The organism is Photobacterium sp. DNB23_23_1, from assembly GCF_052873815.1.
In genome coordinates, this window is record NZ_JBNNXT010000043.1 from 15,024 (window position 1) to 30,061 (window position 15,038).

At 53.3% G+C, this 15,038-nt stretch carries 15 protein-coding genes; 8 read left to right on the forward strand and 7 right to left on the reverse strand.

The genetic code is table 11. The features are described 5' to 3' along the window. Positions 1-212: 212 nt before the first annotated feature. Complete coding sequence (locus ACVA53_RS20530) at positions 213-2,771, forward strand: class I adenylate cyclase (RefSeq protein ID WP_446506123.1); 2,559 nt, start codon at positions 213-215, stop codon at positions 2,769-2,771. A 74-nt stretch (positions 2,772-2,845) separates the two neighbouring features. Here ACVA53_RS20530 and cyaY read toward each other — a convergent pair whose 3' ends face one another. Beyond that, the gene (gene cyaY / locus ACVA53_RS20535; RefSeq protein ID WP_255041591.1) at positions 2,846-3,157 is read right to left on the reverse strand and encodes an iron donor protein CyaY; all 312 of its coding nucleotides are present in this window, start codon (positions 3,155-3,157) and stop codon (positions 2,846-2,848) included. Between the two features lie 78 nt (positions 3,158-3,235). Here cyaY and lptM point away from each other — a divergent pair, with 78 nt between their 5' ends. From lptM to yigB, 6 genes are read left to right on the forward strand one after another with little or no spacing between them, the layout of a single operon-like run. After that, complete coding sequence (gene lptM, locus ACVA53_RS20540; protein WP_255041592.1) at positions 3,236-3,355, forward strand: LPS translocon maturation chaperone LptM; 120 nt, start codon at positions 3,236-3,238, stop codon at positions 3,353-3,355. A 26-nt stretch (positions 3,356-3,381) separates the two neighbouring features. Then, on the forward strand, positions 3,382-4,635 hold the full coding sequence (gene lysA / locus ACVA53_RS20545) for a diaminopimelate decarboxylase (RefSeq protein WP_446506124.1): 1,254 nt from the start codon (positions 3,382-3,384) through the stop codon (positions 4,633-4,635). Between the two features lie 14 nt (positions 4,636-4,649). Then, complete coding sequence (gene dapF / locus ACVA53_RS20550; RefSeq protein ID WP_255041594.1) at positions 4,650-5,480, forward strand: diaminopimelate epimerase; 831 nt, start codon at positions 4,650-4,652, stop codon at positions 5,478-5,480. Further along, a complete protein-coding gene (locus ACVA53_RS20555; RefSeq protein ID WP_446506125.1) occupies positions 5,477-6,181 on the forward strand; it encodes a DUF484 family protein in 705 nt (234 codons plus the stop codon). The genes dapF and ACVA53_RS20555 overlap by 4 nt, the downstream gene beginning before the upstream one ends. Next, positions 6,178-7,089 carry a tyrosine recombinase XerC gene (gene xerC / locus ACVA53_RS20560; RefSeq protein WP_446506126.1) on the forward strand — a complete coding sequence of 304 codons (912 nt, stop codon included), beginning with the start codon at positions 6,178-6,180 and terminating at the stop codon, positions 7,087-7,089. Before ACVA53_RS20555 ends, xerC begins: the two co-directional genes overlap by 4 nt. Positions 7,090-7,117: 28 nt before the next feature. Beyond that, positions 7,118-7,840, forward strand: coding sequence for a 5-amino-6-(5-phospho-D-ribitylamino)uracil phosphatase YigB (yigB, locus tag ACVA53_RS20565; protein WP_446506127.1), 723 nt, complete (start codon positions 7,118-7,120; stop codon positions 7,838-7,840). A 93-nt stretch (positions 7,841-7,933) separates the two neighbouring features. On the opposite strand, the gene ACVA53_RS20570 is transcribed toward yigB, so the two are convergent. From ACVA53_RS20570 to ACVA53_RS20590, 5 genes are read right to left on the reverse strand one after another with little or no spacing between them, the layout of a single operon-like run. Next, positions 7,934-8,389 carry a DoxX family protein gene (locus tag ACVA53_RS20570; RefSeq protein WP_446506128.1) on the reverse strand — a complete coding sequence of 152 codons (456 nt, stop codon included), beginning with the start codon at positions 8,387-8,389 and terminating at the stop codon, positions 7,934-7,936. Beyond that, entirely contained in the window at positions 8,383-9,171 is a 789-nt protein-coding gene (locus ACVA53_RS20575; protein WP_446506129.1) for an HvfC/BufC family peptide modification chaperone, read from the reverse strand. Before ACVA53_RS20575 ends, ACVA53_RS20570 begins: the two co-directional genes overlap by 7 nt. Further along, positions 9,149-10,018, reverse strand: coding sequence for an MNIO family bufferin maturase (bufB, locus tag ACVA53_RS20580; RefSeq protein WP_446506130.1), 870 nt, complete (start codon positions 10,016-10,018; stop codon positions 9,149-9,151). The genes ACVA53_RS20575 and bufB overlap by 23 nt, the downstream gene beginning before the upstream one ends. Continuing rightward, the gene (locus ACVA53_RS20585) at positions 10,019-10,279 is read right to left on the reverse strand and encodes a BufA1 family periplasmic bufferin-type metallophore (RefSeq protein WP_255041600.1); all 261 of its coding nucleotides are present in this window, start codon (positions 10,277-10,279) and stop codon (positions 10,019-10,021) included. Positions 10,280-10,326: 47 nt separating this feature from the next. Continuing rightward, the gene (locus ACVA53_RS20590) at positions 10,327-10,593 is read right to left on the reverse strand and encodes a BufA1 family periplasmic bufferin-type metallophore (protein WP_255041601.1); all 267 of its coding nucleotides are present in this window, start codon (positions 10,591-10,593) and stop codon (positions 10,327-10,329) included. 338 nt (positions 10,594-10,931) lie between these two features. Between ACVA53_RS20590 and uvrD the strand changes: the two genes are divergently transcribed. Continuing rightward, positions 10,932-13,103 (forward strand): DNA helicase II, encoded by a 2,172-nt coding sequence (uvrD, locus tag ACVA53_RS20595; protein ID WP_446506131.1) that lies wholly within the window; start codon positions 10,932-10,934, stop codon positions 13,101-13,103. Between the two features lie 121 nt (positions 13,104-13,224). Here uvrD and ggt read toward each other — a convergent pair whose 3' ends face one another. Beyond that, a complete protein-coding gene (ggt, locus tag ACVA53_RS20600; RefSeq protein ID WP_255041603.1) occupies positions 13,225-14,994 on the reverse strand; it encodes a gamma-glutamyltransferase in 1,770 nt (589 codons plus the stop codon). Between the last annotated feature and the right edge of the window lie 44 nt (positions 14,995-15,038).

Here is a 15,038-nt window from a genome sequence, read left to right on the forward strand (position 1 = left end):
GAGCTTGTACTAATTTGAGGGAAGGTGACTACGGAAAGGTCCGCTGGCAACATTTCAGTCCATTAATAACCTGTCATAAAACGGCGCTATCTTTACGGTTAATACAAAAACTGTTAGATTGATCACGTTTTTACTCCTGGTTCGAGCCATCTCAACCGCTTTAATGACAAGATTTGGGCCGCTCTTAAGCTGGTAGCTCTTGGAAGAGTAATTTGCAGAACTATATTGAAACGCTTAAAGGTAGATTAGATAAGCTCAATGAGCTAAGACTCGAGCGGGCGCGTGCCGCCATGACGCCGCAGTCTGTACAGGTTTTCAATCTGTTGCCTATCTTACTTCACTATAATCACCCGGCGGTACCTGGCTATCTTGATCAGGAAGTATCGGTGGGGATTGCGTCTTTTACTGCCACCAAACAACAGCAACAGTTGATCGATGACTGTGGTTTGGCCAGTTCTACACCAATTTATACTCCTGCAAATGATATGCACCCTATCCAGGGGCTTTATGCGATGGGCAGTACCGCCTCGTTGGGGCAGAGTCTAACCAGCGATCTTGATATTTGGGTCTGCATCCGGACCGACATGCCAGCTGAAAACCGTCAGGCTCTCGATGCCAAGTGTGCGGTGATCTCTGAATGGGCCATGGCCCAAGGAGTTGAGGCAAACTTCTTTCTGATCGACGAAAACCGCTTCCGTGAAAACTTCTCTGAGCAGATGACCGGTGAAAACTGTGGTTCAAGCCAGCATTTATTGCTACTTGATGAGTTTTACCGTTCAGCCGTTAATCTGGCTGGCCAGCGCCTGCTATGGTTTATGGTGCCGCCGGAAATGGAGGAGTGTTACGATGATTACATCTGCTATCTTGAAAATGGCGGGTATATCCATCGTGATGAATGGATAGATTTTGGCGGTGTGTCCCGCATTCCGGCCGAGGAATATTTTGGTTCCAGCTTGTGGCAACTCTATAAAAGTATCGACTCGCCGTATAAGTCAGTACTAAAAGCCATCCTGCTTGAAGCTTATTCTTGGGAATATCCTTATACCCAACTGCTTAGTGTTGACGGTAAACGGCGTTTCTTCTCCATTGACCGTACAGAATTCTGCATGGATGCCTATTACCTGATGCTGGAGAAGGTGACCCGTTACCTTGAACGTATCAATGATCACCGTCGTCTGGATCTGGTTCGTCGTTGTTTTTATCTCAAGACCCATGAAAAGCTGACCCGCGAGCCTGCGTCTGGTTCGGTACCGTGGCGCCGTAAGGTGTTGCAGGAGCTGACCGACGAATGGCAGTGGCCGCAAGAGGTACTTGTAGAACTCGATCGTCGCCGCGACTGGAAGGTCGAGCAGGTCAAGAGTGCGCACAACGAACTGCTCGATGCCTTGATGCTCAGCTACCGTAACCTGATCCGTTTTGCCCGCCGTAATAACATTACCTCGGCAATCAGTCCGGAAGATATCAGTATTTTGGCCCGTAAGCTGTATGCGGCATTCGAGGTACTGCCGGGCAAGGTGACCTTACTCAACCCGCAGCTGTCCCCGGATTTGCATGAGCAGGATTTGAGCCTGATCCAGGTACCGGCCGGGCGAACTAATACTGCTGGATGGTACCTCTACAAGCAGTCGCTCGATCCGATGGCTATCATGGGCCGCCCGGCACTGGAGCATAACCGCTACCTCAGCAAGTTGGTGGCATGGGCCTATTTCAATGGGCTGTTGACTGAATCGACCTGCCTGCACAACGTAATACGCGACTCAGCGGTTGATATCGACAAGCTTTACCAGCTGGTCAGTGATATCCGCAATACTTTCCCAATCCGTCGTCCGCAACCGAGCTTGCAGGCGCTGTCGAGCCCGTGTGAAATTCGCCAGCTTGGCCTGTTCGTCAATTTGGAGAACGACCCTACCACCCGGCTGCGTAACCGCTCGGTCAAATTTGATTTCAAGAATACTGATATCTTCAGTTATGGCCCAGACCAAATGTGCTTGGTCGGTAGTGTCGATTTGGTGTACCGCAACTCGTGGAACGAAGTGCGTACCCTGAACTTCACCGGTGACAGTGCCATGCTGGATGCATTGAAGACGGTATTGGGCAAGATGCACCAAGATGCGTTGCCGCCGGAGTCGGTGGACGTATTTTGTTACAGCAAGCACATGCGTGGCTTGATCCGCAACTTGGTGTACCAGCTGGTGGCCGAGTGTATCGAGATGCGCCTCAAGCCGGTTGAGCAGGAAAAGCGTCGCCGTTTTAAGGCGATCCGTATTGCCCGTCAGACCCACGGCCTGTTCTTTGAGCGTCGCGGCGTGTCGGTGCAGAAACTGGAAAACTCCGTCGACTTCTACAGCTGTATCTCGACCAACAAACTGCTGGGCTCGGCTAATCTGGTGATGGGCAAGACCGACGAGCCACATCCGCCGGAAATTGTCGATGCTTATGCCAGCGAAGGTTTGATCCAGTTTTTCTTCGAAAATTGTGATTCAGGGTTCAACATCTATATTCTGGATGAGTCCAACCGTATTGAGGTTTATCGCCAGTGTAGCGGTGACAAGGATGAGATGGTGCATGGGGTGAACCGTTTTTACACCTCGGCCCATGATCGTTTTAGCTATAGCGCTAATTTTATCAATTTCAACCTGCCGCAGTTTTACGACATTGTCCATAGCGAGAATGGCGCACCGCAGGTACTACCGTACAAGAGCGGTCAGCAGCCGTCGCGACGACCGGAGGTAACTCCTCAGCCGTTGATGAATGCCAACTTTTCGCGCTAAGGCGCTGAAAATAAGCAAAGAAAAGCGGGAGCCTAGGCTCCCGCTTTTTTGTTTGGGCAGGTTGATAATTAGGCTTACCAATCGACAGCTTCACCGGCGTGTAGTGAGCATTCTTTTTTGACCAGGGCGATAAGTTCGTTGCCACTACGGGTACAGTGCCACTCGCCATCCTTGTACTTGAAGTGATAGCCGCCTGATTTTGATGCCAGCCAGATTTCATGTAATGGCTCTTGGCGGTTAATCACAATTTGGCTGCGGTTTTCAAATTCCAGTGTCAATACGTTGCCAGTGGTCTCGTATTCGATGTCGACACCAGATTCGTCGATGCCTTCTTCGATGCTCATCAGCACTTCATCTGCTAACTTATGAAATTCTGTATCATTCATCCCCGATCGTCCTATTGCTTTTCCTAGTGTGGGTGCGATTATAGAGGGCAATGAAATGATAATCACTGGCTTTCAAAAATGCGTAAAGGTTTATTAGCAATTTTGGTGTTGGGCGTACTGGCCCTTACCGGTTGTGGTCAGAGTGGGGCTCTCTACATGCCTGACGACAGCGAGCAGCAGCAACAGAACGATCAATAAACGGTTCAGACAGGGAAGAGACTACATTGGATTATTTTAATTATCAGCAAGATGGCCAGCTATGGGCCGAAGAGATTCCACTGGCCGATTTGGCTGACCGTTTTGGCACACCGCTCTATGTCTATTCGCGTGCGACGCTCGAACGTCATTGGCATGCTTTTGACCAAGCGGTGGCCGAACATCCCCACCTGATTTGTTATGCCGTAAAGGCAAACTCCAATATCGGCGTGCTTAATGTACTGGCGCGACTGGGTTCCGGTTTCGATATCGTTTCGGGTGGCGAGCTCGAGCGGGTAGTCGCCGCGGGTGGCGATCCGGCCAAGGTCGTGTTCTCTGGGGTCGGTAAGACCGCCGCGGAAATGAAGCGGGCCCTGGAACTTGGCATCAAATGCTTCAATGTAGAATCCGAACCTGAGCTGGAGCGGCTTAATCAGGTTGCCGGTGAGTTGGGCAAGGTAGCGCCGGTATCATTGCGTATTAATCCGGATGTCGATGCCCAGACCCATCCGTATATTTCAACTGGCCTGCGTGACAATAAATTCGGCATTGCCTTTGAGCGAGCGCCAGAAGTGTACCGTTTGGCCCATCGCCTGCCGCACCTGGCTGTAACGGGGATGGATTGCCATATCGGCTCGCAGTTGACAGCCATTGACCCGTTCATTGATGCCACCGACCGCCTGCTGGCATTGGTTGATACCCTTAAAGCCGAAGGCATTGTTATTCATCATCTTGATGTGGGTGGCGGCTTGGGTGTTACCTACAGCGATGAGCGTCCGCCTCAGCCTTCGGAGTATGCCAAAGCGTTGATGGCGCGCCTGACCGACCACCGTGACTTGGAGCTGATTTTCGAGCCGGGCCGGGCGATTGCTGCCAATGCTGGGGTGATGTTGACGCGAGTGGAATACCTCAAGCTTACCGAATACAAGAACTTTGCCATCGTCGATGCGGCGATGAACGACATGATCCGTCCTACCCTTTATCAAGCGTGGCAAGATATCGTTCCAGTTATCCCGCGTAATGGTGAGAAGGTGTCTTATGATCTAGTCGGCCCTATCTGTGAAACCGGTGACTTTATCGGTAAAGATCGCGAGTTGTGCCTAGAGACTGGTGACTTGCTGGCGGTACGTTCGGCAGGGGCTTATGGTTTTGTGATGTCGTCGAACTACAACACCCGCGTGCGCGCAGCGGAGATCATGGTTGATGGCGGCCAGGCCCACGTGGTGCGTGAACGCGAAGAACTCGCGCAGCTGTGGCAATCAGAGCAGCTGTTGCCAGAATAACGAGAAGGAACAACATGCAGGTTAATTTTTCGAAAATGCATGGGCTAGGTAACGATTTTATGGTCGTCGACTGTGTGACCCAGAACGTGTTCTTCTCGCCGGATGCGATCCGGCGTTTGGCTGACCGCAACCGTGGGGTTGGGTTTGATCAGCTATTGGTGGTAGAGCCGCCCTATGATCCCGAGACGGATTTCCATTACCGGATCTTCAATGCCGATGGTAGTGAGGTGGAGCAGTGTGGCAATGGTGCCCGCTGTTTTGCCCGTTTTGTCTGGATGAAGGGGCTGACCAACAAATACCATATTTCGGTCAGCACCAAAGGCGGTAAAATGGTACTCAAGCTGGAGAACGACAACCAGGTCTCTGTGAATATGGGGGTGCCTGAGTTCGATCCGGGTAAAATTCCTTTTCGTGCCAATCAAAGCGAGAAAACTTATATCCTGCGGGCGGGTGAGAAAACCGTATTTTGCGGGGCCGTCAGCATGGGCAACCCACACTGTGTCACAGTGGTGGATGATGTCGAGACTGCAGCGGTCGAGACCTTGGGGCCGATCCTTGAATCCCACGAGCGTTTTCCTGAGCGGGTGAATGCAGGCTTTATGCAGGTGATCAATCGCAACGAAGTGAAGCTGCGGGTTTATGAGCGTGGTGCTGGTGAAACCCAGGCATGTGGTAGCGGGGCTTGTGCCGCGGTGGCGATTGGCCGGATGCAGGGGCTGCTGGACGACAATGTGAAGGTGTCGCTACCGGGGGGGGATTTACAAATCCGCTGGCCGGGAGAGGGCAAGCCTTTGTATATGACAGGTGCGGCAACGCATGTGTTTGATGGACAAATTGTATTATGACCGATATATCTCAGCTTGACGTATGTGCCCCCGATGAGGATGCCGTCTCGTTGAACGAGCAGGAGGTAGCGGACTTTTTGTTGGCTAACCCTGACTTCTTTGCCCGCCATCCAGAGTTGTTGAGCCGGATTCAGGTCCACCATGCCGACCGTGGCGTAGTGTCTCTGGTTGATATCCAGCTTGAGCGCTTGCGTAGCAATGTTGGTGAGTTGGAAGAGAAAATTACTGGCTTGGTTGGGGCGGCGACCCACAACAGCCAACTTTTCCATACCTTTGCCAAGGCCCAGCAACAGTTGTTCCAGACTCATAATATCTACCAGGCATTGTGTGTACTGGAAACACTGGCCGATGAGCTGAATCTTGACATCAGCCTGCGTCTGTTTGATAGCCTGGATGACAACCTGTTCCTTGACCGCCGCAGCTTCGAGAGCTTCAGCCGTTCGCGGCTGTCATCGCGCCCGGTCTATCTGGGTCGGTTGCGGAAGCTTGAAGCGGATCTGCTGTTTGACCAGCCGCCGCAGCTGGGGTCGTTCTTGATCTTGCCGCTTGGCAATGACAGGCCGTTTGGGGTACTGAGCTTTGCCAGTGTCGATGGCGGTCATTTCCAGCCGGAGATGGACACCTTGTTTGTCGAGCAGTTGGCCATGGTCCTCGCCAAGCTGATCCATCACTGGGAATATACCCGTGAGGTGATTGAGTGAGCTTGCCAGCTGGCTTGGAAAAGCCGCTGCAGCGATTTTACGAATACCTGCGCAGTGAACGGGAGCTTAGCCTTCATACCCAACAAAACTACAAGCGGCAGCTGACAACGTTGGCCGAGCAGCTGGTGGCGTTGGGTGTCGATAACTGGCAGGCCGTCGATGCTGGTTGGGTCCGCCAGTTGGCCTCCAAGGGGATGCGAGATGGTCTTAAGGCCAGCAGCCTGTCGATGCGATTGTCAGCACTACGTAGCTTTTTCGATTACTTGGTCCGGCAAGGTGTCCTCAAGGCTAACCCGGCTAAGGGGGTGTCTGCACCGCGTAAGGCCAGGCCGCTGCCGAAGAATCTGGATGTTGATGAGATGGATCAGTTGCTCAGCGTCGATGAGGACGATCCCTTGTCTATACGCGATCGGGCGATGATGGAACTGATGTATGGCGCTGGCTTGCGCTTGTCGGAGCTGGTGAGTCTCAATGTCAAGGATGTCAGCCTGCGCAAAGGCGATTTGCGGGTGATCGGTAAGGGCGACAAAGAACGTGTTGTACCGTTTGCCGGGCTGGCCCGCGAATGGGTTGGACACTGGCTGAAGGTGCGGGGCCAGTTGGCTGCGGCTGGCGAGCCGGGGTTGTTTGTGTCCAAACTGGGCCTACGTATTTCTAACCGCAATGTCCAGAAGCGGATGGCGGAATGGGGCCAGAAGCAGGCGGTATCGAGTCATATCAACCCGCACAAACTGCGCCATAGTTTTGCCACCCATATGCTTGAGTCCTCGGGGGATCTGCGGGCGGTTCAGGAATTGCTGGGCCATGCTAATCTCTCGACCACCCAAATCTATACCCATTTGGACTTCCAGCACCTGGCACAGGTGTATGATGAAGCCCATCCCCGAGCCAAACGCAACAAGCGTTGAGCTGGGGTGTTTTTGAGAGTAGCCGCTGATGCAGTTTTACCGACCTTTTTCCGCGCCCAAGGCACTGACCTTTGATCTTGACGATACCCTCTATGATAACCGACCGGTGATACGCCGGGCTGAGCAGTCAATGCATGATTGGTTGGCGGTTAACCACCCACGGTTGAAAGGGATAGGGGTAGCTGGTTGGCTGCAATTGAAAAAGCGTCTTGCCAAAGCCGATCCCATGCTGCGCCATAATGTGACTCAATGGCGGTTTGAATTGCTCAAGATTGGCTTTATGCAGCTGGGTTATTCCCTTTCAGCTGCAGAACAGGCCGCTGGCGAAGGGGTCGCGGTGGTTCTTGAGGTCAGAAATCAAGTGGATGTCCCTGCAGAAACGCACCGGGTATTGGCGATGCTCAAGCAACAGTTGCCGCTAGTGGCGATTACCAATGGCAATGTCGATGCGGAAAAAATCGGACTCGCGCAGTATTTTGATGGGGTGCTGATGGCGGGCCGTGATGGGTTGGCCAAGCCTGAGCCTGATTTGTTTGCCTGTGCGGTGGTTGATCTAGGCATTGCTCCAGGCGATATTCTCCATATTGGCGATCACTTAGTGACTGATGTCGGTGGCGCTAAGCAACATGGGTTCAAGGCCTGCTGGTTCAACGATCAGCAACGGGTGTTGAGCCGCGAGCCGCGTGCCAAGTGGTTACCGGACGTCGAAATCAGCCAGCTTTCACAGTTGTTGGCTTTGGTGTCTGAGTAAGGCGAACCCACATATAGCCGATTATTTGAGCGATCAAAAAAGGGACAGCATGCTGTCCCTTTTTTGTCTTTATCTGTTTCGCCCTAAATAGGTTTACTGCAATAAAGACTGCTTCGGCTTGTTGCTGATGAGATGGTCGACAGAAATCATCCCGGCGCCCCAGAACACGTTGACCAGCATCATCATGCCCCATAGCTGGTGGTCGAAGAAGCCTTTCTCCCACAGCAGTGGGTAGGACACTACCGCAATGATGTTGAACAGGAACAGCGCCAACGCCATCGGACGGGTGAATAGGCCGAGCGCTAAGAAGGCAGGCAGGATCAGTTCTGCTGCTGTGCCCATATAGGCGGCGATTTGCCAAGGGATCAGCGGCACTTGGTATTCATACTCGAACAGGTACAGGGTGCTGTCCCAACTGCTGTATTTCACCATCCCAGACTTGAAGAACACCCATGCTACCCAAAACCGGGTGAACAGCAAGAACAGTGGGATCAAAGGTTCGGTGATCCGCTGGGCCGTGATATCGATTTGTTTGAGAAAATTCAGCATGCACACTCTCCCTCAGGCAAGCCGTGGATACGGGTGAAAAGTTGTTGTTGGATCAGCTCGCCTAGAATGGCCAGCATGGTACCGTCAGCGTCGCCCAATGCACGACCTTGCTGGCACAGGTGTAACAAAGCTGTCGCCGTCGTGGTTGTTGCCATCACCAGCATGCCTTGTGAGCGGTGCTGGATAATGACCGACTCCGGCTGATTCATATCAATCGGCTCAACCTGATCATCGGTGATCATCTGCCACAGGCTGGCGACAGGGTAATGGGCATCGAAGCTGTAGATAGGCTCAGCAACTTCCATTACCAACTGAGGCAGGTTGTCCTCGGTGATCAGTGTTAGTTGCTCGAACGGAAAACCTGTACTGACCGGAGCATGCTGGCTAGCTCGGTCGACAAGCCACTCCAACTGGGCCAGTTCGGCTAGATAAGGAACCGCCTCAATTACTGACGGCTGGCCGGAAATTGTATCGGCAAAGCCGTCGCCGTAATCGGTCACATTGCCTTCCCCGAGTGGATAGGCCAGTACATGCTGGCGGGCGAGTTGGGCGAAACACTCGTCACCGACCACGGCCTTGCAGCATGGATAGGAGGCTTCCAGCACTTCCGACAGACTGATAATAAAGTTGTTACGGTAGATTTGTATCAGTTGTTCCGGGGCAAACTGACCGGTCGTAACGGCTTCATTAGCAGGGCTTGGCCGGTAGTGCAGCGCTTCGGCGAAATCCTGTTGTAGTTTATGTAGTTGGTGCGGCTTTTTAGGCTGCGGAGATCCCATCATTGGCCTCCTCCGCAATAATGTATCGCGCCTTGTCGGCTTCCCCAAGTAGTACGTCGAGCGCAGGAATATCGAGATCCCATTCAATCAGCGTTGGCACCCCGCCAAGTGCGGTGAAGTGCTGGCGTACCCACTGGCGATAGAGTTGCCATACTGGTTCGCTAACGGGTTTGCTGTGGGTGTCTATCCATATTTCGCCTTGTTCGAACTGTTTGACGGTAAAGCCCGCCAGGTGGATCTCTTTAACCGTGCGAGGGTCAATAGCATCCAGATAGGTTTGGCAATCGAAGCCGTGGTTGAAACTGCTGACGTAGATGTTGTTGAGGTCGAGCAGCAAACCGCATCCGGTGCGTTGTTGGACAGCTCGCAGAAATTCCCATTCCGGAATCGTGGAGTGGTTGAAACTCAGGTAACTGGATGGGTTCTCGACCAAGAGCTGACGGCCGAGCGTGTCTTGTACTTGTTCAACCTTGTGGCAGAAGTGGGCCAGTGCCTCCTCGGTATAGGGCAGGGGCAACAGATCATTGAAGTACTGACCGTCAACCGAACTCCAGCTGAGGTGGTCGGATACCGCAATCGGATCTATTTCATCCACGAGCTGCTTGAGCCGGGATAGGTGCTGTTTATCCAGCGCATCGGCAGAGCCGAGAGACATCCCGACCCCATGGAAGCTGATCGGGTAGTGGTTGGCAATGTCCCTGAGTTGCTGGCGGGACGTCGAGTGAGGCGTAAAAAAATTCTCGCTGTGGATTTCCAGCCAGCTGATATCTGGCTTGTCGGCGAGAAATTGATGGATGTGGGGGGAGCGAAGCCCCACCCCTACCATCTTGTCAGGAGACAACCTGCTCAATTACTCGGCCTCTTTAGAACTACCGGCCAAGCGATCGCAAAGGCCTTTAGGCACCATGACGAAAGCATCTTTCTGGCCATCGGTTTTCGAGGTGCCGGCACAAGAGCTGGTTTTGGTCGCACAGTCATTTTTACCGGCTTTGACCACCCCGTAGCATTTTTCCTTTTCTGCCGCGACGGCCACAGAAGGTGTTAGTGCCGTACCCGCAAGGGCAAGTAAACCAGAAACCGCAGTAGCAACAGCAAGATTAGACTTTTTCATAATGATTCCTTCATTTGAGTGTTATCAAGTTGGTAGGTGATTAAAGGTTATGATGAGCTGGTTGAGCCGCCAGCAAGACGATCACACAAGCCTTTAGGAACCATCACGAATGCATCTTTCTGGCCGTCGGTTTTTGAGGTACCGGCACAAGAGCTGGTTTTGGTGGCACAGTCATTCTTGCCTGCCTTGACTACGCCGTAGCACTTTTCTTTTTCCTCAGCAGCGACCGCGGCGGTGGTGGTCATGGCGGTACCGGCTAGTGCAATCAGGCCTGTTACTGCAGTCGCGAGTGCAATGTTGGTGGTCTTTTTCATGTTTAATCCTCTTAAATACGCTGACTGTTGCAGGAAAATGCAACGTTTCCTTTTGGGTTAACTGACACCTTGTTGGTGCTCTCGGTACATAAGAAAGGGCGAGTTAGGAATAACTTTCATGCTTTCTTAATTTTTTTAACTTTTCGTTAACTTTGTGTAGTTCCAAGCATAGAACAAAACAATCTGGCAAGAGGTTGATAAGGTGAAATTTTTGTCACGCTTTATTGATGGGTTTGTCATCTGTTGGCTGGGTGGTGTGGCAGAGGGGAGGTTTCTCGCATCACGGTGGGCTTTGTGGTTATAATCATCACCATTGTATAAATAACCAGTAGAGAGCGATGGACGTTTCACTTCTGTTAGATGGCCTAAATGACAAGCAACGCGAGGCGGTGGCGGCACCGTTGGGTAACCACCTGGTTTTGGCCGGCGCCGGGAGTGGTAAAACCCGGGTTTTGGTCCATCGCATTGCCTGGTTGATGACGATAGAGCAAGCCTCGCCTTACTCCATCATGTCGGTAACCTTTACCAACAAGGCAGCCGCTGAGATGCGCGGCCGGATCAATGAGTTGATGCACGGTTCGTCGGCAGGTATGTGGAACGGCACCTTCCATGGCCTGTGTCACCGCATGCTGCGCGCCCACTATTTGGATGCCAACTTGCCGGAAGATTTCAATATCCTCGATTCTGACGATCAGATGCGTTTGATGCGCCGTTTAATCAAGGCCCAGAATCTTGACGAGAAGCAGTGGCCGGCCCGCCAGGCAGTGTGGTATGTCAATGGCAAGAAAGACGAAGGTCTGCGTCCGCAGCACATTGACTCGTTCAATGACCCGGTCGAGCAAACCTGGCTGCGTCTTTATACTGCCTATCAGGAAGCATGTGATCGTGCTGGTTTGGTCGATTTCGCCGAGTTGCTATTGCGTGCCTTCGAGTTGCTGCAGCGTAGCAAGCATATCCGTGAACACTATCAGGCTCGCTTTAAGCACATTCTGGTGGATGAATTCCAGGATACCAACAACATCCAGTTTGCCTGGTTGCGCCTGATGGCCGGTCCGGACTGTAATGTGATGATTGTGGGTGATGATGACCAGTCAATTTACGGCTGGCGTGGCGCCAAGGTGGAGAACATCCAGCGCTTCCTCAATGATTTCAAGGGGGCTAGTTCGATCTTCCTTGAGCAAAACTACCGTTCGACCGCTAACATCCTGAAAGCGGCCAATGGCTTGATCGCCAACAACAACGAGCGAATGGGCAAGAATCTGTGGACCGATGGTGCTGAAGGTGAGCTGATCTCTATTTATTCGGCCTTCAACGAGCTCGATGAAGCCCGCTTTGTGGTTGGCAAAATCAAAGAGCTGCGCGATCAGGGCGGAGCCTTGAGCGATGCAGCCATGCTTTATCGTAGCAATGCCCAGTCGCGGGTATTGGAAGAAGCGTTGATCCAGTCGGGAATGCCGTATCGGATTTATGGCGGTATGCGTTTCTTCGAGCGTCAGGAAATCAAAGATTCCCTGTCGTATTTGCGACTGATTGCCAACCGTAATGATGATGCCTCGTTTGAGCGGGTAGTGAATACCCCGACCCGTGGCTTGGGCGATCGCACACTGGAAACAATCCGCATGACAGCCCGTGACCGCGGAGCGACCATGTGGCAAGCCAGTGTTGCCTTGCTGGAAGAGCAAGTGCTGGCTGGCCGTGCAGCCAATTCGCTGCGCCGCTTTATCGAACTGGTCAATGCTCTGGAAGATGATACCCGCGAGCTGCCGCTGTATCAGCAAACCGATGAGGTGATCCGTAATTCTGGCCTACGTGCGATGTACGAGCACGAAAAAGGCGAGAAAGCCCAGGCACGAATCGAAAACCTTGAGGAACTGGTCACCGCAACCCGCCAGTTCGAGATCCCGGAAGAAGCCGAGGAGATGAGCCCGTTGTCGGCGTTCTTGTCCCATGCTGCGCTGGAAGCGGGCGAAGGTCAGGCTGATGAGTTCGATGATGCTGTCCAGCTGATGACCATGCACAGTGCCAAGGGGTTGGAATTCCCGGTGGTATTTATGGTTGGCGTCGAAGAAGGGATGTTCCCGAGTTCGCGCACTACCGAGGAAGTGGGCCGCTTGGAAGAGGAGCGCCGCTTGTGCTACGTGGGTATGACCCGTGCTATGCAGAAGCTCTACATTTCCTATGCGGAGATGCGTCGTTTGTACGGCAAGGACAACTTCCATAAACCGTCGCGTTTTATCCGCGAGATCCCGGAAGAGTTTATCGAAGAAGTACGGATGAAGGCCAAGGTGTCACGACCTGCCAGCAGCGGTCGTTTCAGCCAGACCCAGGTCAACGATAACTTTAACCAAACGGGTTATACCCTTGGTCAGCGGGTCAAGCACCCGAAATTTGGTGAGGGGACCATCATCAACTTTGAGGGAAGCGGTGCCCAGAGCCGGGTACAGGTAGCCTTCAATGGTGAGGGCATCAAATGGTTGGTGACCCAATATGCCAAGCTTGAGCCGATGTAAACGCTCAAAAGAGCAATCGCTGGTTCGATGTTAGTCAAATGACGAAAACACAACCCGTGGCATCTGCCACGGGTTTTTTTATGCCGGTTTACTCAGTGGTGCTGTGTATCCAGCGGTGATCTTATTTTGCGATGACTTTGCCTTCTCGGCGCGGATCGGCAGCACCGGTCAGGTTTTTGCTGTTGAGCTTGATGGCCTGAACACCAGAGTTGAGCTCCTTGACCTGTACCTCGAAGCCGAGGGTTTCCAGCTGTGGCGCCCAGCTTTCTGCATCGGTACCGGCTTCCAGCTCAAACGGGCCGAAGCGGTTGTTCATGTTAGGCAGGTTGATGGCTTGTTGCAGCTCCAGCCCCCAATCGAGGTGGGCGACTAGGGTCTTGGCAACGTAACCAATGATTTGACTGCCGCCCGGTGAGCCGATAGCCAGGTAGGGCTTGCCTTTTTGCATCACGATGGTCGGTGCCATGGAGGATCGGGGGCGCTTGCCGGGCTCGACCCGGTTGGCAATCGGCTTGCCGTTGTCATGGCTACGGAAGGAAAAGTCGGTCAGCTCGTTGTTGAGCAAAAAGCCGCGCACCATTACCCGGGAGCCAAACCCGTTCTCGATGGTGGTGGTCATGGAAATCACGTTACGGTTCTTATCGACGATTGAAAAGTGACTGGTCGAGGGCAGCTCGATTGATTCATCCATGGCATAGCGCATGGCGTGATCCCACTGCGGGGTGCCCGCTTCGGCTTTGGCCAAGGTTTTGTCCGTGTTGAGCAAGGCTGCCCGCTGTTGGAGGTAGTCACCCGCTAGCAACCCCTTGGTGGGCATTGGTACATAATCGCTGTCGGCCATATAGTGACCGCGGTCGGCAAAGGCGAGGCGGGAGGCATCGCCGAGCAAGCGCCAGCTGGTCAGGTTGTCCGGCCCCAACTCCGCAAGCGGATAGTGGCTGAGCATTCCCATGATCTGACCCAGCGTCAGGGCGCCAGAGCTTGGTGGCCCCATGCCGCAGATCTCATACTGGCGGTAAGGGGCGCAGATGGCAGGCCGTTCCTTGACCTGATAAGTGGCGAGATCCATGGTGCTGAGGACGCCCGGGTTGCCAGGTGCCGTACGTACCGCCTTGACGATATCTTTGGCTATCTCGCCGGTGTAGAAGGCGCTGGCTCCGCGCTCGGCGATTTGGCGCAAGGTATCGGCATATTCCTGGTTCTTCAGCGTTTGGCCGGCCTGAATCGGTGAGCCATCGTTATTGAAGAAATAGGCTTTGGTTGCCTCGAAGCGTTGCAGGTGGGTTTGGTCTTTTTCGACCAGTGACGCCAACCTTGGGCTGACGGTGAAGCCGTCTTTGGCAAGCTGGATCGCTGGTTCGAACAGTTTCTTCCAATCCAATTTACCGTGACGCTGATGGGTATACCACATCAGTCTGACGGTGCCCGGGGTGCCGACCGAGCGGCCACCGACGACGGCATCGAAGAATTGCAGAGGCTGGCCCTTGTTATCCTGAAATAGCAGGGGAGTGACGGCGAACGGTGCCGTTTCTCGGCCATCAAAGGTGGTAAGGGCTGCCTTTTTTTGATCCCAATACACCATAAATGCTCCGCCACCGATACCGGAGGATTGGGGCTCGGTCAGGCCCAGTACCAACTGGGTGGCGACCATGGCATCGATAGCGTTGCCGCCCTGACGTAAAATGTCAGCGCCGGCTTCACTGGCGTATGGATTGGCAGAGGCGATCATCCAGTCTTTGCCCGTCACTGCTTTCTGTTCGGTGAGTCCGGTGGCAGCTTCCGGGGCGAGTTGATCCGTACTTTGTTGGCTGTCTTTGGCAAAGGTGGATGTCGGCAGGGTCAGCAGGCAGGCTGACAATAGGACGACCCGGTGTCGGTGATTCCATTCCATGGGGGAGTACTCCTTACTTAAGCTGTAGCTAGCCTAAGTAAGGA

What these genes read in the sequence shown, in the direction of transcription:
- uvrD (WP_446506131.1), top strand. Translation starts at nt 10,932, where the DNA reads ATGGACGTTTCACTTCTGTTAGATGGCCTAAATGACAAGCAACGCGAG.
- dapF (WP_255041594.1), top strand. Translation starts at nt 4,650, where the DNA reads ATGCAGGTTAATTTTTCGAAAATGCATGGGCTAGGTAACGATTTTATG.
- ACVA53_RS20585 (WP_255041600.1), bottom strand. Translation starts at nt 10,279, where the DNA reads ATGAAAAAGTCTAATCTTGCTGTTGCTACTGCGGTTTCTGGTTTACTT.
- ACVA53_RS20575 (WP_446506129.1), bottom strand. Translation starts at nt 9,171, where the DNA reads ATGATGGGATCTCCGCAGCCTAAAAAGCCGCACCAACTACATAAACTA.
- ACVA53_RS20570 (WP_446506128.1), bottom strand. Translation starts at nt 8,389, where the DNA reads ATGCTGAATTTTCTCAAACAAATCGATATCACGGCCCAGCGGATCACC.
- cyaY (WP_255041591.1), bottom strand. Translation starts at nt 3,157, where the DNA reads ATGAATGATACAGAATTTCATAAGTTAGCAGATGAAGTGCTGATGAGC.
- ggt (WP_255041603.1), bottom strand. Translation starts at nt 14,994, where the DNA reads ATGGAATGGAATCACCGACACCGGGTCGTCCTATTGTCAGCCTGCCTG.
- yigB (WP_446506127.1), top strand. Translation starts at nt 7,118, where the DNA reads ATGCAGTTTTACCGACCTTTTTCCGCGCCCAAGGCACTGACCTTTGAT.
- ACVA53_RS20590 (WP_255041601.1), bottom strand. Translation starts at nt 10,593, where the DNA reads ATGAAAAAGACCACCAACATTGCACTCGCGACTGCAGTAACAGGCCTG.
- ACVA53_RS20555 (WP_446506125.1), top strand. Translation starts at nt 5,477, where the DNA reads ATGACCGATATATCTCAGCTTGACGTATGTGCCCCCGATGAGGATGCC.
- lptM (WP_255041592.1), top strand. Translation starts at nt 3,236, where the DNA reads ATGCGTAAAGGTTTATTAGCAATTTTGGTGTTGGGCGTACTGGCCCTT.